The sequence below is a fragment of the Limnospira sp. genome, from assembly GCF_051859755.1.
In the GTDB taxonomy this organism is placed as follows: Bacteria; Cyanobacteriota; Cyanobacteriia; order Cyanobacteriales; family Microcoleaceae; genus Limnospira; species Limnospira fusiformis.
Window position 1 is genome coordinate 1 of sequence record NZ_JBIMLI010000042.1, and the last position, 19,142, is coordinate 19,142.

Sequence of the window (19,142 nt, forward strand, 5' to 3'; positions counted from 1 at the left end):
GAAATCCAGCCTTTTATGGTGTCAATTAATGTCAGTTGATTCTCTGTGCGAATCCAACCACAGACATCGATTTTATCAGGGTCATATATATAGTATTCTTCCACTCCATAACGCTGATAAAAGTCCAGCTTTTTCGCCATTTCGGTTAAGGTATTACCGGGAGATAATACCTCAAAAACTACTTGGGGGGCGATATCATCTTCTTCCCATTGCAAATAAGACCCCCGTTTAACTTTGGGTCTTCCTATGGCTACCATCACATCTGGAGCTACTCGCAGTTTATTGTTGCCTTCTACGGGATACCAGAGTAAATCTCCGGCTACAAATACGTTAGGGTCATCTTTAAAGAGGGCATCAATCCCTCCTTGAATGGTGACAATCCAGCGGAATTGTTCGGTGTTTTCTGCCATAGGTTGACCGTCGTTTTCGGGGTAGATAATTGGGGTTTGGGCAGTGGTTTTAATCTCTGTTACCATGTGGCCTCCTTGGGGTGAGTTCTGTGCATAAAGTGGTTCAACTTTTTCCCTTACATAGTATCAGGGTCAATACCTAATTCCCGCAGTCTTTCCGCCAGGCGGTTAGCGCGTTCTGCTTCCTGTTGGGCGCGTTCTGCTTCCTGTTGGGCGCGTTCTGCCTGCTGTTGGGCGCGTTCTTCGGCTTGTTGGGCGCGTTCTGCCTGCTGTTGGGCGCGTTCTGTTTCCTGTTGGGCGCGTTCTTCTGCTTTTTGGCGATCGCTCTCTAACTCAATATAAGTCGAGAATTTACGACCATCGGGACGATACAATTCTAACCCCGACTCCGAGATTTCAAATCTCACCCCTAGCCGGGGAGAAATCCAGCCTTTTATGGTGTCAATTAATGTCAGTTGATTCTCTGTGCGAATCCAACCACAGACATCGATTTTATCGGGGTCATATATATAGTATTCTTCCACTCCATAACGCTGATAAAAGTCCAGCTTTTTCGCCATTTCGGTTAAGGTATTACCGGGAGATAATACCTCAAAAACTACTTGGGGGGCGATATCATCTTCTTCCCATTGCAAATAAGACCCCCGTTTAACTTTGGGTCTTCCTATGGCTACCATCACATCTGGAGCTACTCGCAGTTTATTGTTGCCTTCTACGGGATACCAGAGTAAATCTCCGGCTACAAATACGTTAGGGTCATCTTTAAAGAGGGCATCAATCCCTCCTTGAATGGTGACAATCCAGCGGAATTGTTCGGTGTTTTCTGCCATAGGTTGACCGTCGCTTTCGGGGTAGATAATTGGGGTTTGGGGAGTGGTTTGAATCTCGGTTACCATGTCGCCTCCTTTGAGTGGGTTGGCTAAAATCAGATGTGGAAATTTAGGATTAATATGTTGACTATTTGGAGGTTGATATGCTAGTATCACTATGATGATGTCTGCCCTAATTAGATTATAGGGGTTGAGGTCTTGGACTGTACCGATGAGTATTAGGCGACGGTGAATCGGTAAAATTGTCTAGGGAAAGAATGGGAAACACCCAGATAAACCCAGATAAGAAGGGATATAGGGAAGTCGGAGGAAGCAACTGTAAGATTGTGTAGAAATGCGATCGCATTTGTAAATCTGATGACGATCGCATTATTGAAGTCCGGTAAAATCCATGGCTAAATTAGAGACAAGGGATAATTCCTTGTCTCCAAAAATCAACTACTTAGCCGTTAGTAGTGGCATATTCAGGAAGCCGACGCAGACGTTCTTCGCCAGTGAGAACTTTTACCTGTCCATCATCATCCAAGTCTACCAAAGCCTGATCACCCGGTTTAAGTGTACCGGATAGCATGGTTTCCGCTAGGACATCTTCTAACAGATTCATAATCGCACGACGGAGGGGACGAGCGCCATAATTAGGATCATATCCCACCTCAACAATATGATCTTTAAAGCGATCGCTAACTTCCAGGACAATCTCCTTATCCCGCAAGCGAGCAAACACTTCCTCCAACAGGATATCAGCAATCTGTTTAACCTCATCTTTGGTCAACTTACGGAAAACAATAATCTCATCGAGACGGTTAATAAACTCCGGTCGGAAATACTGTTTCAACTCCTCATTAACCAAATTGCGAATCCGAGTATATTGAGCCTCTTCCTGTGATTGCTCAAACTCAAAACCCAGACCGCCGCCACCCTTTTCTATCACCTTCGAGCCGATATTGGAAGTCATGATAATCAGAGTATTTTTGAAACTGACCGTGCGACCTTTAGCATCAGTCAACCGTCCATCCTCCAAAATCTGCAATAGCATATTAAAGACATCGGGGTGAGCCTTTTCGATTTCGTCAAACAGAATCACCGTATAGGGACGACGACGCACCGCCTCCGTCAGTTGTCCACCCTCATCATAGCCGACAAAACCGGGAGGGGAACCAATCAACTTAGAAACCGTGTGGCGTTCCATAAACTCCGACATATCCAAACGGATCATCGCTTCCATGGAACCAAAGAAGTAATAAGCCAAAGCCTTGGTTAGTTCGGTTTTTCCCACCCCGGTCGGACCGGAAAAGATAAAGCTGGCGATCGGTCGGTTGGGGTTTTTCAGTCCCACCCTGGCGCGACGAATAGCGCGGGAAACGGCGCTCACAGCCTCATGTTGACCTATCAGGCGCTGATGTAGGGTATCTTCCATGTGCATCAGTTTATAGGACTCAGATTCAGTCATTTTAGTGACGGGAATTCCTGTCCAGGCTGAGAGGACATCGGCGATATCTTCTTCGGTAACAATTAAGTTAGTTTTGATGCTGGTTTCCACTTGGGAAGCGGCTTCAATTTGGTCTTTGCATTTCAATTCACGATCGCGCAATTCTCCAGCCTTATCGAAATCCTGAACTTGAACAGCGACATCTTTTTGTTTAACAATGTCGGACAGTTCCACTTTCAGATCTCGCACTTCTGGGGGTAACTTAGAGTGCATCACCCTCACCCGCGAGCCAGCTTCATCAATTAAATCGATCGCCTTATCAGGAAGAAAGCGATCGCTAATATAGCGGTGAGATAGTTTCGCCGCCGCCAAAACCGCCTCATCAGAAATAGTCAAGCGGTGGTGTTGTTCATAAGCCGATCGCAACCCAAATAGAATCTCGATAGTTTCCTCAACGCTAGGTTCTCCCACCATTACCGGCTGAAATCGGCGTTCTAAGGCGGCATCACGCTCAATATACTTCCGGTATTCATCCAGAGTCGTTGCGCCGATACACTGCAATTCTCCCCTTGCTAAAGCCGGTTTGAGCATATTAGCCGCATCCATAGTTCCCTCAATGGCTCCCGCTCCCACCAGGGTATGGATTTCGTCAATTAATAGGATAATATTGCCATTAGCCTTAATTTCCTGAACAATTTTTTTGAGTCGTTCTTCAAACTCTCCCCGGAAACGGGTTCCCGCCACCAGAGTTCCCATTTCCAGGCTCACCACTTGGCGATTTTCCAGAAGTTCCGGCACATTTCCATTAATAATACGTTGAGCGAGTCCTTCTGCGATCGCTGTTTTACCAACCCCCGGTTCACCAATTAGCACCGGGTTGTTTTTGGTACGGCGACCGAGTATTTGAATCACCCGTTCTATTTCGCGATCGCGTCCTACAATAGGATCTAGCTTTCCTTGAGCTGCCAACTGAGTCAAGTTAGTAGAAAACTCATCAAGGGTCGCCGTTTTACGACTCTGACTGCGGGAGTTTCCCCCGGCTGAGGCGGGGACTTCCTCCCCTAAATTTTTAATCAATTCTGTCCGCAATTGTCGGCGCTCAATACCGAAGTTTTCCAGAACCTTGGCTGCTACGCCTTCTTCATCTTGCAACAGGCCTAGCAATATATGTTCTGGCGCAATATAATTATTGCCTAACTGCCTAGCCTCTTTCATCGCCGACTCAAAGACCCTCTTGGCGCGAGGCGTAAACGGAATTTCTGGTGGCATCAAACCAGAACCGCGCCCAATAATAGATTCTATCTCACGGCGGGTATTATCCAAGTTTAGGTTTTGGTCTGAGAGTACCTTGGCGGCGATACTGGTTCCTTCCCCAATAATACCCAGTAGCAGTTGTTCAGTCCCGACGAAGTTATGTCCCAAACGTCGCGCCTCTTCCTGAGACAGCATCACGGCCTTGATCGCTTTATCTGAAAAATATTCAAACATTTGTGCTTTTCCCGTCCAGCTATTGTACTTAGCTAACCCTGGGGTGTGCTTTTGATCCGTGCAGGAGGAACATCACACCACCAAGATTTGTAAACTTTTGTGTATTTTGCCTATCCCTACTCTATCGCTACTCTAGCAATAATGCAGTAAGGATAGCCGTAATTTTGCTGAAACGGGGACTAGGGGCTAGGGACAGGGTTTATCAACCCGTCCCCAATTTTTAGACCCTACTCAGCCAAGAACTTGACCGTGGCAAATAATTGCTAACAGATCAACCAGGTTTCTTGGTGGCGGTTGATGTCAAATTAACCGCCTAATTATCAATTATCCTTACTCAATTATCATGCTCAAATACCATGATACCTGAACCTGATGCGTTTTGGAAGGTCATCACCAAATTATTACCATTTACCCGAAACTCTTGCACGCCTTCTAAAGCCTGAATAAACTCTGATTCCTGAGTCATTAACTCTGGTTCACAAGCCATGGAAGTTGAGGCTAAGGTGTTAATTTCTAGTTGCTGTTCTTTGACCTCATAACCACCGATTAAACGATTACAGCCACCAGTTCCAGAAATGCTATTTTCGGCAAACTCTAGGGTGACTTTGCTATCAGCGACTAAATCAATCATGGAGTCAGATTTTGTCCAAAACAACAACCGCCACGGCTTATTTAACATGGAGTTAACACTAGGTTCATCATACTTGCTAAACACCATAAAACCCGACCCCGAATCATTTTGGTAATTCATGATTAAATTATCACCATTGACCCGAAATTCTTGCACACCTTCTAAGGCTTTAACAAATTGGAACTCTTGGCTCATTAAGGCTTCTTCGCAAGCCATTCTCGTGCTACCTACGGCACTTATTTCTAGGCGATTATCATGGACTTTATGGCCTGCCATTAAACGATTACATCCCGCCGAACCACTAATTCCATTTTGGTCAAAAGCTAGAGTGATTTCACTACCAGCAACCACATCAACTAACCTATCAGCTTGACTCCAAAATGAGAGTTTCCAGCTACTATCTGCAATGGGGTGATTCATAGCCATGTATTGTTCAGAAATATTTTGATAAACTACTGACCCAGACTGGGCTATACCTTGACTAGCAAACCATGCCGGAGAAGCGATCGCACAAGTAGCTACCACCAGCAAACCTTTCCATTGACTTAGTTTTAACATCTTTTTTCACTCCAAGCAACCATCTTAGTATAGCAACTATTGTGGGTTTATTACCCACTTTCTCAAATCACACCAACCGTAAATTAGGCATCATCGAACACCGGGAATTGTTCGGATGACATATCTGCCTGCTGTCAGTTTTCTTAATTTTTTCCATCCATCTTGATGATCAGACAAAACTTGACATCTGCCCTCACCATTTTAGGTAATGCGATCGGGTGAGCCAAATAGTGAACAGTATGACCAGGCCCCTCGACCTGTCTTAATGGGGTGTAACTTTAGGAATTGTGGTGAATGGTGGTTAATTCAAAAGTTGAGCCAATAGGCGAGGCATAGGTAAAATAATTGTTAGTAAAACGCCTAAAGTCATCAATCCGATGATATCTCGGACATCATCAACTTCACTAACATCATTAAGGGCTGGTTCATCATTAAGGGGTAAAAAGAATAGCAGGATGGCTAAAATCATAAATTCCGACTGAATTAAAGCCACGAATAACATCAAAAAGCGGGTAATTTGACCAATAATTAGACTGAGGCGCTGACCAAACATAGCATGAACCATGTGGCCTCCATCTAATTGACCAATAGGGAGTAAATTAAAAGCGGAAACTACCAAGCCTATATATCCAGCGATCGCCACCGGGTGCAAACTGATAGCCATATCCCGGCTTAAAGCATCTCCTAAAGCCAGTTTTGCCAAGATAGCCAAAAACATCGAAAACCTAGGATTGAGGGCATTGAAGGTCAAAATTCCCGACTGATCAGGCACAATATCGACGACTTCCGAATGAGCAAATCCCCAGAATAATAAAGGAATAGTCACCAGTAAACCAGCCCAGGGACCAGCCACACTGACATCAAATAAAGCGCGGCGGTGGGGATATGGCGATCGCGTTTGAATAAAAGCGCCAAAAGTTCCCAGAAAAAAGGGAACTGGAATAAAATAGGGAGGGGTTACCTGAATCTGATGGTGTCTAGCGGTCAAGTAGTGGCATAACTCATGAACCCCCAAAATCGCCATTAAAGCGACAGCATAGGGAAACCCCGTCAACAATAGGGAAGGATCATCCTGCCAATCCTGATTTGATATTCCCATAATTGTGCTTCCCGCGACAGTAGTTGTAAACAGGGTAATCACCATTAGCGCCAAGGCTAACAGAGGCTGACTCAGCAGGTCTTGATCAGATTTGGGAGGAGCGTCGGGGTGACGTTGGGGATTAGGGACAAGGGCGAATAGGGGTTTATCAGATAAGTCTCGTTGGAATATTACCAAAAAGCGATCGCCAAAATTTGCCTCAATTTTCTCTCTTACGGTTTGATAAGCTATATCAGGTTGCGATCGCAATTGACCCCGACAAATCACCGCCTGGGGTCGATATTCCACATCATGCAACGGAAACACCGACCAAGGGAAACAAGCCCTTAATTTAGTCTCCTCACTCTGGCTGATAGGTGACACAGGTTCTGGAGTTTTGGTAGTTTCTGAGACAGAAGAATCTGTTTCACTTCCGGCATCTTCTGGGGTAGGATACTGGCGGCCAATATGCACCAAAACCCAATATAGACAAGGACAGACAATAAATGGAATAATCACCAGTAAAGCCGGAATCGGGGTCTGTTTGCCATAAATTATCACCCAGCCAGTCCAGATGAAAGCAGGTGCCATCATCACCAACCACAAGATCCACACGGGAGTCCTGGTAATGCGGGTGACACTTTGACGCAAAACCAAATAAGTGACAAGTCCTAGAATTAGTAGCAATAAAAGCATAATGATATTTTGATCGCAGGGAACACCGTAACCGGGAATCAGGGAAACCACAAAAAAGGATCTGGTATAGTTTACCGATAACTCGTTGAGATTCAAAAATGGCCCATAGGAACACCAGTGGAAACAGCGTAATGGCCCAGCAGCAGTCTACAACCAAACCACCGAAACCTATTTTTGAAACAATTTATGGATTTTCACCAAACCGAGATACTCTGGGTGGGACAGCTTACTTCATTGTAGAAAACTCAGGTAATATCTTGATCGATTCTCCGCCTTGGACAGAAACTGAACAAGAGTTTATCCAGCAACAGGGGGGGCTAAAGTGGTTAGTGATCACCCATCGCGGCGGTATGGGTAAAGCTAGGGAAATTCAGAAAGCTACTGACTGTCAAATTTTGTGTCAGGAACAGGAAGCCTATCTGTTACCAGAAGCTGAGGTCATATCTTTTGAAAGGGAATTTTCCCTAACTCCAGAGATTATGGTGATTTGGACTCCTGGACATTCTCCCGGTTCCTCCTGTGTTTATACTTCCCAGTATGGCGGGATCTTGTTTTCCGGTCGCCATTTGTTACCTGATGCTAAGGGTAAGCCAGTCCCCCTACGAACTGCTAAAACTTTTCACTGGTCGAGACAAGTTCGCAGTGTGCAGGTCCTATTGGATAGATTTACACCGGAAACGTTACAATGGATTTGTCCTGGGGCTAGTATTGGCTTATTACGCGCCAAGTTGGCGATCGCTGACGGTTATCACCAAATCGCTGATAGCATGAGGCAATAGCTCACCTCAATTGTCCGTTGCCACTTGTGTGGCAAAATATTCTATAGCTGTTGCTAAATTTATCGCCAAATAACTATGACTTCTGCAACTACACTTTCCGATGCTCCTGATTTGACAGGTGATGATTACATTGTTATTGGTTTAGCCCACTGCTTTATTAAAGAAGATGGGGAAGTCCAACCGGTTACGATCGCCGAACCCATCCCCTCAGCCGCCTTAGAAGCGATTATCAAGGGTATTCCTACCTCCTATCAAATCGCCTCTGCTGTCACCCTGGGAACTTTACTCACCGATGAGTCTGTCACACTTCCTGAAGCCTTCAGCCCAGAAACTCAACTCTGTGACGACTTTAGAGAACGTACCATCGCCGCCGCGCGTACCTACAAACGCCGTGAGGTGGCTAAGTCTCATATTTCAGTCGGGACTACCTTCGAGAAATTGAACTTTTCCACCGAACGCAAACGCCTACTTAATTCTGAACGAATTGTTAGCGCGGAAGATAACGTTAAACAACACGCCTACACCCACCAAGTTCTCTAGTTAGACTTCAGCGGTATATATATTCTGAACTCCAAGCCGCCTTGGGGTTGGGAAACACAAGCCAGTTCACCACCATGCTTTTCAACTACTAGGTGATGGGCTATAGACAATCCTAGGGCGGTTGTTTGACCAAAAGTAGGCGCGGCTAATAATGGTTCAAATACCTGCTGAAATTCATCTGGGCTTAAACTTGGACCATTATCAGCTATGGAAATCATTACCCTTTTTCTGTCTTTCTCCTCCACTATGGTAGTGCTGACTGACAGGGTAGGATCAACCATGCGATCGCCTCCTACCATCGCCATTTCTAGCCGATCTATATGGTAGGTGATTAGATTCATAAATACCTGATTTAATTGTCCGGGATAACACTCGATTAACGGTAAATATCCATAGTCTTTGACTAATTTAATACTCCCTCGCCCTCCCTTAGCCTGTAGGCGATTTTGCAAAATCAGCAAGGTACTATCCAAGCCTTCATGAATATTCGCCTCCTTCATTTGGGATTCATCTAGACGGGTAAATACACGCAGCGATCGCACCACGTCCCTAATGCGTTCCGCCCCCACCTGCATAGATTCAAACATTTTGGGTAAATCTATCTTGATAAAATCAAGACCTATTTCCTCCATTTCTTCCTCAATTTCCTCCGGGGTTTCTGGATAATACTCGTTATATAAATCTACCAATCTCAGTAGATCCTCAATATACTTATATCCATGACCCAGATTACCAAAAATGAAATTAACCGGATTATTAATTTCGTGAGCAATTCCTGCTACTAATTGTCCCAGAGAAGACATCTTTTCAGTTTGCACTAATTGGGTTTGGGCGCGTTTTAACTGTACTAAAGCCGCTTCTAACTCGTTGCGGCGGCGAGTTTCCTGTTCCTCACTTAGTCGCAGCGCCATTTCCATATTACGGCGTTCGGTAATATCTAACCCGACAAATACCGCCGCCGCGCCCCGATGATATTTTTGAGCTACAATTAAATAGGTGCGTGGTTCACCCTTAACATTAGCAGTAATTTCCCGAGAACTTGTCCAGTTATTCCTATCAAAAAAAGCATAGACAAATTCATTAAATTCTGGGCTGGTTTGCAGAAAACCTACCTCTTTACCGATGAATTGATGGGTCGGTACACCATAAGCATTAGCTAGGTGTTGATTAACCCCTAAATATCTCAGGTCTGAACCTACCCAAGACACTAACCCTGGTACCGCATTTAAAACAGCTTCGAGTTGGTCGCGCGACTCGGTAATGACTGAGGAAGCCACTTGACGTTCGGAGATATCTCTGGCAAACCAACAGATTAACGGTAAGGTGGGAGAATGGCGATCGCCTGTTTGTATGGCAGTATTAACCTTAATATCAATATCTGAGGGTTTAACCTCTAAATAGTTAACATTGACTTCCACGGGACAAATTACGCCATGGCGACAACTATGGCGTGATTCAAAAGTCAGCGAACCTTTATGGCGAATATCCTCGCACTGGACAGACCAGATAGTTGGGGATAGGTCAGGATCAATATCGTAGATTTTCAGTTTTAGTAATTCCCCCCGGGAATAGCCTAATAACCTACAGGCAGTGTCATTAACATAGCATAACCTACCATCAAGGGTAATCCACAATACCGCATCCGCCGCCCTATCCATCGCCAATTGGGTCAGTTGTAGGGTATCCTTTAACTGTTTTGATGCGGTAATGGCTTCTAAGGACAGGATTAAACCAGCGATCGCCCCGGTTTCCGTTTTCCAAGGCCTGACAACCCATTTCACCCATTCTATGCTACCATCACTCAGGCTCAGACAGGTTTCTAATTCCCAACTGTCTAAGGTTCCTGCTAAAGATGCCTCCGCGTTCTCATGCCAACGATCTGGTAAGTTCGGAAATAGCTGATAATGGGATACACCCAGTAAATTGTCGGAAATTTGGCTATCACTATACTGGTCTTGCCAGTACTGGGATATAGCCACATAGCACATTTGGCGATCGACCATAGCGATCGCTGTCGGCATTGATGCCATCAGTTGATTAAATAGTATATCTCCTGATCTCCCTGGAACTGCTGCACTATACATAGAATTATAGCCACAATTATAGCCATTGCTAACTGATGCCGCCTCCTGGGATGAAAAAGATTGTGTGGGCTGGTTATTCACAATTCGCGATACTCCGGTTAATTGCATCTAGTCGGCACAGTTAGAAATTACAGGGGAACATTGGAGCGTTTCGGATCATTTATGTTCCATTTATTTATACGTTCCATGTCAATTATCATGGGGGGTCTCACCCTCCATTGTATTCTTGGTTACAGATTTTGTCTATATTCCTTATTGCTTGTAAACCCATGTCCCACAGTCCCATAGCCAGCGGACTGCGTAGCGTCAGAAGCCGACTCTCTCAATCCTAACCGGAAAATTTGGGCCTGACGCAGCACAGCGATCGCCATGGTGCGTCAGAAATCCATTTCCTCCCTTGATGATAATTATCCCTATCTGACGCTACGGGTTGACATCTATTTTCAATTATCATGAATTATCCCATATTTAATCTGTCTAACTGATGGTAATTAAACATGATTTTCTGGATTTTGGTGAATACATAACCTAATTCTATTTGGTCAATAGGTAGTAAATCCAGCACTTCTAAAACTCGTTGTAATCCTAAAATAATTTCTGCCCGTAAGTGTAGGGCGGGAAATCCGGGTAATAAATCCTGCGCCCCTTGTTTGATAGCCCAAAGACGTTCTGCTTGTGATACTTTTGGGGCGGTTTCATGAGTTAAAATAACTTCAACTTCGGGATAGTTTAAATCACACCAACGACAAAATTCATAGGGGCTTTCTTCTTGCCTGATAAAATACATGACATCAACTATACATAAATCTGGTAGCTGGTTTTCTCGAGCTTTTTTCTGCAAAAAGAACTTTAAATGTGATGATTTATGGTAGTTGTAAACTGATAGACCTTGAGAAGACAAGATTAAATTCCAAATCATTTGCTGTGGCTTCGAGATTTGAGCAACCAGCACAGTTTTCGGAGGGTTATTTATCATACAAAAACTCACTTTTTGTTAATCAAGCACAATCCTATCGGTCGAAATCAATCAACCTTCAGTAATAGCTTTTGATGGTTTTTGTAGAGACACCCTTAACTTAAACAACAAGAATCAGCAAATCTTGAAATCCGACTGACTAAAATTTAGACTGCGTGTTATGATCTATCAAATAGCCGTTTAAACTCCACCCCAACTGCTGATTATAGCACTGGGACTGGTAATCTTAATCTCAATCAACTAATTAGTTGCCAATGCCTGAATTTCATCAATTACTAAATTTGCCATCTATTTCTCGCAGACAAGCTATCAAGATTTTGGGAGTCAGTATAGCTGGTGGAATCCTAGGCTATTCCCGATTCAAAAAAACCCAACCTACGATCGCCCAAAAAGACTCAATTGCCCTTCCCTATACTTTAAACAACCCTAAAAAAGTTGTTGTAGTCGGTGCCGGATTAGCAGGTTTAGCCTGTGCCTACGAACTCAGCCAACGGGGGTTTGCAGTGACCTTATTGGAACGCGCGCCCCAACTCGGTGGCAAAATTGCCAGTTGGCCGATTCAGGTAGGAAACCAGACGTTTATGATGGAACATGGGTTCCACGGGTTTTTCCCCCAGTATTATAACCTCAACCGCATCATTGAGGAACTCCACATCAGAGATAATTTTTTATCTCTTAAATTCTACTCGGTAGTTCTGAGAAATAACACTTATGAGCCGGAAGTGTTTCGCCCCAATCATTCAGCCTTTCCCTGGAATATAGTAGATTTAGCGATCGCATCACCCAACCGACTCCGGTGGGGAATTAACCTCACCAAACGCCAACACTGGGAAGTTTTCCGAGAAATTGGTGGTTTCGCCATTCCCGACAGCTTTGAAAGACTCGATCAGATCTCCGTCAGCGACTGGGTAAAGGGAGAATTTCCCCAAGGTCTTTACGACCTGTACTTTCTCCCCTTCGCTAAGTCTAGCCTAAATGCGCCGGATTCTCTTAGCGCCGGAGAACTAATGCAGTTTTTCCATTTCTACTTTTTCGGGAACCCAGAAGGACTAGCCTTTAACGGGACCCGCGAAGATATGGGTAGCAGTCTCGTCCAACCCATAGCCGATGCAATTATTGCCAAAGGGGGTAAAATTATCACCGGAGGGGTAGTTTCTGAGGTGAAATGGCGAGATGGAAAAATTGACTCCCTCACCTACACCACCGGAGACCGTCATGGGTCAGCACCTTTTTGGGTAAATCGTCATGTCAGTTTAGGAAACACTGGGGAATATTTTGGCGCTGCGGATGAAGTTTATGCTGTTAACCCCGATAAAACGGAAGCGATTTCCCTCACCTGTACTCACCAAGGTTGTACTGTGAATCAGGAGTCTGATGGACGTTTTTACTGTCCCTGTCATGGCGCTATTTATGATCAACAAGGTCGGGTGATTTCGGGTCCGACTCAACAGGATTTACCCCGATTTAAGGTTCTCAAATATGACACTACTCGCCTACAGTTAATTGCTCAAACCAACAAACCCCCCAAAGGTAGGGGGGATAATAGGGAGCTAAAACAGGAGGTAAGCTCGCACTACTCTAAAATGGCGGCTTCTCAACTTTCCGTTACATATGTTACACAATCGACGATTAGTTTAGCAGCAGACTATTACATATTTGCTACTGATGTTCCGGGGGTTAAATCTTTATTTTCCCTGTCTATAGGGGATGTTAACCGGAAGGTTCAACAACAAATCGAAAAATTGGCGATCGCTGACCCTTTTGCGGTGTGTCGATTCTGGTTTGACCGAGATTTCCCCTGGGAACATAGCGATTTTACCTCGGTATCGGGTTATAAATTAACCGATAGTATCACCCTATATCATCGCATTCAAGAAACTTATCAACAATGGCATCAACAAACGGGAGGAAGTGTGGTAGAACTGCACGCATACTGTTATAAAGAAGCGGATTTCCCTACTCAATCAGCGTTGCTAACCACCTTTGAAAAAGAACTATATGAAATCGTCCCTGAACTGCAAAACGCCACTCTATTACATCGAGAATTAGTCAATCAAAAGAACTTTTCTGGCTATCCACCGGGTAGTTATAGCGATCGCCCTTGCACTGATTCTGGTGTCCCTAATCTCCAATTTGCGGGAGATTGGGTAAAAATGCCTTTTCCCTGTGGTTTAATGGAAAGGGCGGTTAGTAGTGGCTTATTGGCGGCTAATGATATTATACACCAAGAAGGATTGCAAAGACGACCATTATTATCAGTCAATCCCAAAGGTATTTTCACGATTTGAACACGGGATAATTGACAGCTATTAATAACGGGTTGGGTGCGTCAGCAAAGGCTGTACAGCTTGTTCACCAGTCGCTTAATACATTGCCCTCACCCTAAATCTGGATCCCAGAGAGGGAGAGGGACTTTGAGAGGTGATCAGATGATTTCTGAACAGGCTGTAACTGACGCACCTGTGACTAACTAAATCAGAATTTAGTAAATAAAAATACCTCCAGTTGATTGAATATTAACAGTGCGTAACCCAGCTTGGTCGCCACTGGGTCGAATTGTAAGGGTGACGTTGTTATTAACAACTTCTAGGTTATATTGCAGACTCAAAGAAGCAACTAAGGGGTTAATCACCAAATAGGAGTCTAGGGGAATGTTGTTATAACTAATCCTTTGTCCATTGGCTAAATTGGCGGTTTCGGTGGTAGTCAAACCATACTCTAGGGTGACACTAGATTGATTGACGAGGGTTAGGTTAACCGACTGTTGTGGATTAATTCGCGCGACAGGTTGCCAAGGTCCGGGGCTATAGGTAGAAGCAGCCGGAGGATTTTGGGCGAGAATAACTCCTGTAATTGTTTCGGAAGCATTAAGGGTTTTTGGCTGTACTACGAAGGATAAACACAAGGTAGTTACAACACTTAGTCCGACTACATTAAGACGACAGTTCATTCCATGACTCTCCTAAATACACGCGCTAACATCAAGTGTGAGGAGTTATTTCTATTATTGCCCAACCTGGATGTTTTGGATAGACAACTAACTAGGAGTTTATTGGAGGTGGGCGAAAACCGTGGCTTTTTGTACGCCATTTTCGCGACCTCTGGCGCTGATAGTCAGCGATCGCAAATGATTAAAGAAAGGCTGGGCGGATAATTCCACTAATCTTAGCAAAGGCATTTGTTGGCGTAAAATGTCCCGACTGACATCCCAATCAATATAAAAATAGCCATCATTTTTCTCGGAGAGTAACTTGAGACTATTGCTAAATTCAGGATTAGTCAGAATGTTTCCAGTTTCCACCCCATGAATTGCAGCATCGATCGCCTCAACAGAAGTGGCAAAAATTTCGTAATCCCCAACGGTGGCGTGAACTCCTCTGGGTTCCGCCTCAATCATCTGTTTTCTGGCGCTGGTCTTGTTTTTAGACTTGATCGGAACAGTTTTAAGTTGTGTCCAAGCCCATAGGGTATAGTCCCCTAATACAAAACTCCCGACACTGTAACCCCTCTCAGTGGCGATCGCGTCTAAAGCCTCGATAGCAGTTTCGGCTAAAGGAGTCCGTTTGGCAACAAATACCCAATCATTGCGATCGCCTATGGGGTGGGGGACTAAGGCGAGCGCGTATTCTTCTGTTACCCAATTAAAAATATCTTCGGGTAAATCAACACCCCAACTTTCTTGTATGGAAACCTGCGCGCGTCTTAAAACTCCCCCCAAGGTCTCATTACTCCCGATAGTCCCGGAGGTTTGCGCCCACAAATCTTTTAAATCTCGTCCGGTCACTACTAGGGGACTATTGGCGCTGATATACTTTAAGGCTGTGGGGGGTTCCGACAATAACGGCGGCTCAAATTCTTCGCTGGTGGTAGCAATTATGGCTGTATCTGCTAATAATCCTTGGGGGTTTAGGGTCAGTCCTAGGGCTAAACTGGGTTGAATGGGTAGGGCGTTGATTTCATCGGGGGTTAATTCCCAATTCCCTAAATTTAAAAATACTAATCCAATTTGGCTGGAGTCTAAAGCGGCGATCGCTTTTTGATAACTCTCGGAGTTGGCTAGGTTGAGGGTGGATACCTGGAAATTATTAATGGCTTCCCGCAATACTTTTGGATAGTTAGCAAATAAAATAAAGCGATCGCTTAATACTGCTGTCGCTAATGTGGGCGCTAATTCTACCGACTCCCTTTGGCGGTAAGTAATAGTTACCCCTCGATAGGTTTCCGAGGTTACCATTACTCCCGACACCGCTTGTCGTTGCCAAAATAATTCCAGAAATTCCTGACTCTGTTGGGGATTTTGGCTGGTGAGGGCAAGAAGATATCCCGGTTGTTTATCATTACTACTATCGCGATCAATATCTGCGGCGATCAGAGACAGGGTTATTTCCTCTCCTAACCAGGGTTTAATGTCCCGTTGGTAATTTAGTCCTGTATTTCCTAGCAGTATCTTTTTAAATCGGTTAAATTCCTGATGCGATCGCTGTCTTTGTTTCGGTTCAGCTAATACCTGGCGGAAGGCTTCCAGGCGGTCTGGGTTCACCAACAACGATGCTGTAAACGGCGCATTTTTGGGTACAAATACTGTCGCTGTGGGAATGGTTTTGGCTTTAGCCCCCAATAATGATAGGGGAGTTTCACCTAACAGCGTCAGGAAGAAACTCACCCCTACCAGTAGCAGGGTCGCAGTGGCGATACCTAGCAGAATGAAAAACGACTTCAGCTTCATATTAATCTGAGTTGACAGGGGACGGTTGATTGATCAACATAGTCTCACCAATATCTTCTCACAGATGGCGGTTTGGCGAACCTAATCACTAGACTTTTTCCTGGGAGGTTCGCTGAACATAAACCACCACAACTCTAACCCAATTAAGCCTATCCCGGCTAGGGTGATACCTACTTTTAAGCCTAGGGGTTGTTCGATTTTACTAAATTTACCATATTCTCCACCACCATGATCATGATGGTGCGGTGATGCGATCGCTTCCACGGGAATAAATGCGATCGCACCTAATAACATTAACATCGTCAAAGAATTCTTGATTATTCTAACTTTCATTTTGGTTCCGGATCTATTTACTGGGTACATAAAGCATGATTAATCTACCTAGTGATTTGGGATTTGTTTCTATAACCGAGTTCGCTGCAATCTTAACGCATTGGTAACCACAGAAACGGAACTCATAGCCATCGCCGCCCCGGCTATAATAGGATTAAGTAACCAATTGGTTAGCGGGAATAAAACTCCAGCAGCGAGGGGGATACTGGCTGTATTGTAGAAAAAGGCAAAAAACAGATTTTGGCGGATATTCTTCATGGTAGCACGACTCAGTTTAATCGCCGTCACAATACCCTGTAAATCTCCCGAAATTAAAGTAATATCTCCGGCGGCGATCGCTACATCAGTTCCCGTCCCGATCGCCATTCCTACATCAGCTTGTGCTAAAGCAGGTGCGTCATTAATGCCATCTCCCACCATTGCCACAATCGCCTGTTTTTGAGACTTTTTTAGCCTCTCTTGTTGCAGGGATTTAATAATCTCTGATTTCCGGTCGGGACGTACTTGTGCAAATACCCTATCTATAGCTACCTGTTCGGCGATCGCTTCCGCAGTTTTCTGATTATCTCCCGTTACCATGACCACCTGTAATCCCATCGATTTTAAAGCCCTGACCGCTGCTACGGAAGCAGGTTTTAGACTATCTGCAATCCCCAATAATCCCTCGATTTCCCCATCAATAGCAATCCAAGCCGTCGTTTGTGCTTCCGTCTCCCAAATTCCTTGTTTTGCCTGAAAAATACTCGTATCAATGCCCAATTCTCTCATCCATATAGAAGTACCAATTTGAATTAAGCGATCGGACACCTTAGCCTGTACACCCATTCCCGGCATTGCCTCAAATTCCACTACTTCCGGTAAAGGGAATTCCACCTCCTGAGATTTCGCATATTCCACAATCGCTTCAGCCAAAGGATGTTCGGATTTGGCTTCCACCGCCGCCACCAGCCGCAGCAGTTTTAACTCATGATTATTAGTGGTTCCTCCCACAGTGATATAATTAATTACTCTCGGTTTACCTTCCGTCAAAGTTCCCGTTTTATCTAAAACTATAGTCTGGATTTTGTGCGCTAATTCTAGGCTGTCTCCACCCTTAATTAAAATACCATGTTCCGCACCTAAACCCGTCCCAACCATTACCGAGGTCGGAGTCGCTAATCCCAACGCACAAGGACAAGCGATAATTAATACACCTACCGTAGTCACTATAGCTAGGGTAATATTTCCCGTCCAATTAAACCAGATCACAAAAGTGGCGATCGCTATAGCTATCACCACAGGAACAAACCAGCTAGTTACCTGATCTGCTAATGTTTGAATCGGTGCTTTTGCACCTTGCGCCTGTCTTACTAACTGCACAATTTGCGCCAAAACAGTTTCTTCTCCCACCCGTGCAGCCGTAAACTTAAAGCTACCAGTTTTATTAATTGTCGCCCCAATCACTTCATCACCAATCTGCTTTTCTACCGGGACACTTTCCCCCGTCACCATCGATTCATCTACAGTCGATCGCCCTTCGATTATCTCTCCATCAACCGGGATTTTTTCCCCCGGACGAACTATCACAATATCCCCAACCTTCACCAATTCAATCGCGATATCTTCCTCCTTACCATTACGAACTACACGAGCAGTTTTTGCCTGTAATCCTATTAATTTTTTGATAGCTTCTGACATTTTCCCTTTGGCGCGATGTTCTAACCATCTCCCCACTAAAACCAACGCAATAATCATCGCCGCCGACTCATAAAAAACATCGGGACTCAATCCCTGACTCAACAAAACATTAGGAAATAACGTCACAAACACCGAGTAAACATAAGCCACACCCGTACCAATCGAAGTTAGAGTATTCATGTCAGCGTTACGCTGCTTAAATCCTTTAATTGCACCCGTGAAACAACCTTGACCACACCAAAACATCACCGGAGTAGTTAACACAAATTGCAGCCAGGGATGATGCAGCCAACCCGGTATAAAATGGATGTCTAAACCTGTCATCATTGGTAAGCCACCAATCATCAAGAATAAACTCACAAATCCCGAAAATGCCACCTTCTTAATTAGTGCTTTTTCCTCGGCATCACTCTCGGATTCTCCCGGCTTTTCTAAGTTTCCTAAACCCCCTAAAGGTTTGGTTGTATATCCAGCGTCAGAAATCGCTTGTTCAATTACCTCTAAACTGACCGCTTCTGGGTTATAATCTATAGCAGCTTGTTCAGCACCAAAGTTAACTTGACATTGATTAACTCCATCAAGTCTATTCACTACTATTTCAATGCGGGATGCACAGGATGCACAACTCATCCCCCCCACTTGTAAATGAGTGGTTTTCATAGCGAAAATTTACCTTTGACAATTTTATACATTGATTTTAAAGTCTCCTGTGAACTGGAGAGTCAACCAAAAAACCGAGTTTCTCCCAGTCTCTTGACAAACTTATGGCGATCGCTTCCAAAGAAACCGGGTTTCTCCCAGAAACCGGGTTTCTAAGCATCTCTCAAAACAACCGAGTTTCCCCCAGAAACCGGGTTTCTAGATATCTCTCAAAGAAACCGGGTTTCTAGGTATCTCTCAAAGAAAC

16 protein-coding genes are annotated in these 19,142 nt (G+C 44.5%); 3 read left to right on the plus strand and 13 right to left on the minus strand.

What is annotated here, in order from left to right; all coding sequences use genetic code 11:
* The 6 genes from ACTIE0_RS09765 to ACTIE0_RS09790 form a co-directional block, all read right to left on the minus strand.
* The coding region (locus ACTIE0_RS09765; RefSeq protein WP_439516889.1) for a Uma2 family endonuclease at window positions 1-476 on the minus strand (476 nt) is incomplete at its 3' end.
* Between the two features lie 50 nt (window positions 477-526).
* The gene (locus ACTIE0_RS09770) at window positions 527-1,306 is read right to left on the minus strand and encodes a Uma2 family endonuclease (RefSeq protein WP_439516890.1); all 780 of its coding nucleotides are present in this window, start codon (window positions 1,304-1,306) and stop codon (window positions 527-529) included.
* Between the two features lie 115 nt (window positions 1,307-1,421).
* Window positions 1,422-1,610, minus strand: a complete 189-nt coding sequence (locus tag ACTIE0_RS09775) for a hypothetical protein (protein WP_146743423.1) — start codon at window positions 1,608-1,610, stop codon at window positions 1,422-1,424.
* A gap of 72 nt (window positions 1,611-1,682) precedes the next feature.
* Window positions 1,683-4,157, minus strand: a complete 2,475-nt coding sequence (locus tag ACTIE0_RS09780) for an ATP-dependent Clp protease ATP-binding subunit (protein ID WP_006668082.1) — start codon at window positions 4,155-4,157, stop codon at window positions 1,683-1,685.
* 334 nt (window positions 4,158-4,491) lie between these two features.
* A complete protein-coding gene (locus ACTIE0_RS09785) occupies window positions 4,492-5,346 on the minus strand; it encodes an META domain-containing protein (protein ID WP_006668083.1) in 855 nt (284 codons plus the stop codon).
* 301 nt (window positions 5,347-5,647) lie between these two features.
* Entirely contained in the window at window positions 5,648-7,120 is a 1,473-nt protein-coding gene (locus ACTIE0_RS09790; RefSeq protein WP_006668084.1) for a site-2 protease family protein, read from the minus strand.
* A 131-nt stretch (window positions 7,121-7,251) separates the two neighbouring features.
* Between ACTIE0_RS09790 and ACTIE0_RS09795 the strand changes: the two genes are divergently transcribed.
* Together ACTIE0_RS09795 and ACTIE0_RS09800 are read left to right on the plus strand one after the other, a co-directional pair.
* Complete coding sequence (locus tag ACTIE0_RS09795) at window positions 7,252-7,899, plus strand: MBL fold metallo-hydrolase (protein WP_006620857.1); 648 nt, start codon at window positions 7,252-7,254, stop codon at window positions 7,897-7,899.
* A 75-nt stretch (window positions 7,900-7,974) separates the two neighbouring features.
* The gene (locus tag ACTIE0_RS09800; RefSeq protein ID WP_006620858.1) at window positions 7,975-8,439 is read left to right on the plus strand and encodes a hypothetical protein; all 465 of its coding nucleotides are present in this window, start codon (window positions 7,975-7,977) and stop codon (window positions 8,437-8,439) included.
* Here ACTIE0_RS09800 and ACTIE0_RS09805 read toward each other — a convergent pair.
* The 3 genes from ACTIE0_RS09805 to ACTIE0_RS09815 form a co-directional block, all read right to left on the minus strand.
* A complete protein-coding gene (locus tag ACTIE0_RS09805) occupies window positions 8,436-10,631 on the minus strand; it encodes a PAS domain S-box protein (RefSeq protein ID WP_006668085.1) in 2,196 nt (731 codons plus the stop codon). The two genes, ACTIE0_RS09800 and ACTIE0_RS09805, sit on opposite strands and share 4 nt — an antisense overlap.
* Before the next feature lie 122 nt (window positions 10,632-10,753).
* Window positions 10,754-10,894, minus strand: a complete 141-nt coding sequence (locus ACTIE0_RS09810; RefSeq protein WP_006668086.1) for a hypothetical protein — start codon at window positions 10,892-10,894, stop codon at window positions 10,754-10,756.
* Window positions 10,895-10,980: 86 nt separating this feature from the next.
* Entirely contained in the window at window positions 10,981-11,499 is a 519-nt protein-coding gene (locus ACTIE0_RS09815) for a response regulator (protein WP_006668087.1), read from the minus strand.
* 254 nt (window positions 11,500-11,753) lie between these two features.
* On the opposite strand from ACTIE0_RS09815, the gene ACTIE0_RS09820 reads away from it, so the two are divergent.
* Complete coding sequence (locus ACTIE0_RS09820) at window positions 11,754-13,787, plus strand: FAD-dependent oxidoreductase (RefSeq protein WP_006620862.1); 2,034 nt, start codon at window positions 11,754-11,756, stop codon at window positions 13,785-13,787.
* 194 nt (window positions 13,788-13,981) lie between these two features.
* Here ACTIE0_RS09820 and ACTIE0_RS09825 read toward each other — a convergent pair whose 3' ends face one another.
* From ACTIE0_RS09825 to ACTIE0_RS09840, 4 genes are all read right to left on the minus strand, one after another.
* Entirely contained in the window at window positions 13,982-14,449 is a 468-nt protein-coding gene (locus tag ACTIE0_RS09825) for a hypothetical protein (RefSeq protein ID WP_006620863.1), read from the minus strand.
* A gap of 99 nt (window positions 14,450-14,548) precedes the next feature.
* On the minus strand, window positions 14,549-16,225 hold the full coding sequence (locus ACTIE0_RS09830) for a DUF3352 domain-containing protein (RefSeq protein ID WP_006620864.1): 1,677 nt from the start codon (window positions 16,223-16,225) through the stop codon (window positions 14,549-14,551).
* Window positions 16,226-16,306: 81 nt separating this feature from the next.
* Window positions 16,307-16,558, minus strand: a complete 252-nt coding sequence (locus tag ACTIE0_RS09835; protein ID WP_231296416.1) for a hypothetical protein — start codon at window positions 16,556-16,558, stop codon at window positions 16,307-16,309.
* Between the two features lie 69 nt (window positions 16,559-16,627).
* A complete protein-coding gene (locus ACTIE0_RS09840) occupies window positions 16,628-18,895 on the minus strand; it encodes a heavy metal translocating P-type ATPase (RefSeq protein WP_006668088.1) in 2,268 nt (755 codons plus the stop codon).
* Window positions 18,896-19,142 lie beyond the last annotated feature (247 nt).

What these genes read in the sequence shown, in the direction of transcription:
- ACTIE0_RS09770 (WP_439516890.1), bottom strand. Translation starts at nt 1,306, where the DNA reads ATGGTAACCGAGATTCAAACCACTCCCCAAACCCCAATTATCTACCCC.
- ACTIE0_RS09775 (WP_146743423.1), bottom strand. Translation starts at nt 1,610, where the DNA reads ATGCGATCGTCATCAGATTTACAAATGCGATCGCATTTCTACACAATC.
- ACTIE0_RS09780 (WP_006668082.1), bottom strand. Translation starts at nt 4,157, where the DNA reads ATGTTTGAATATTTTTCAGATAAAGCGATCAAGGCCGTGATGCTGTCT.
- ACTIE0_RS09785 (WP_006668083.1), bottom strand. Translation starts at nt 5,346, where the DNA reads ATGTTAAAACTAAGTCAATGGAAAGGTTTGCTGGTGGTAGCTACTTGT.
- ACTIE0_RS09790 (WP_006668084.1), bottom strand. Translation starts at nt 7,120, where the DNA reads ATGCTTTTATTGCTACTAATTCTAGGACTTGTCACTTATTTGGTTTTG.
- ACTIE0_RS09795 (WP_006620857.1), top strand. Translation starts at nt 7,252, where the DNA reads ATGGCCCAGCAGCAGTCTACAACCAAACCACCGAAACCTATTTTTGAA.
- ACTIE0_RS09800 (WP_006620858.1), top strand. Translation starts at nt 7,975, where the DNA reads ATGACTTCTGCAACTACACTTTCCGATGCTCCTGATTTGACAGGTGAT.
- ACTIE0_RS09805 (WP_006668085.1), bottom strand. Translation starts at nt 10,631, where the DNA reads ATGCAATTAACCGGAGTATCGCGAATTGTGAATAACCAGCCCACACAA.
- ACTIE0_RS09810 (WP_006668086.1), bottom strand. Translation starts at nt 10,894, where the DNA reads ATGGCGATCGCTGTGCTGCGTCAGGCCCAAATTTTCCGGTTAGGATTG.
- ACTIE0_RS09815 (WP_006668087.1), bottom strand. Translation starts at nt 11,499, where the DNA reads ATGATAAATAACCCTCCGAAAACTGTGCTGGTTGCTCAAATCTCGAAG.
- ACTIE0_RS09820 (WP_006620862.1), top strand. Translation starts at nt 11,754, where the DNA reads ATGCCTGAATTTCATCAATTACTAAATTTGCCATCTATTTCTCGCAGA.
- ACTIE0_RS09825 (WP_006620863.1), bottom strand. Translation starts at nt 14,449, where the DNA reads ATGAACTGTCGTCTTAATGTAGTCGGACTAAGTGTTGTAACTACCTTG.
- ACTIE0_RS09830 (WP_006620864.1), bottom strand. Translation starts at nt 16,225, where the DNA reads ATGAAGCTGAAGTCGTTTTTCATTCTGCTAGGTATCGCCACTGCGACC.
- ACTIE0_RS09835 (WP_231296416.1), bottom strand. Translation starts at nt 16,558, where the DNA reads ATGAAAGTTAGAATAATCAAGAATTCTTTGACGATGTTAATGTTATTA.
- ACTIE0_RS09840 (WP_006668088.1), bottom strand. Translation starts at nt 18,895, where the DNA reads ATGAAAACCACTCATTTACAAGTGGGGGGGATGAGTTGTGCATCCTGT.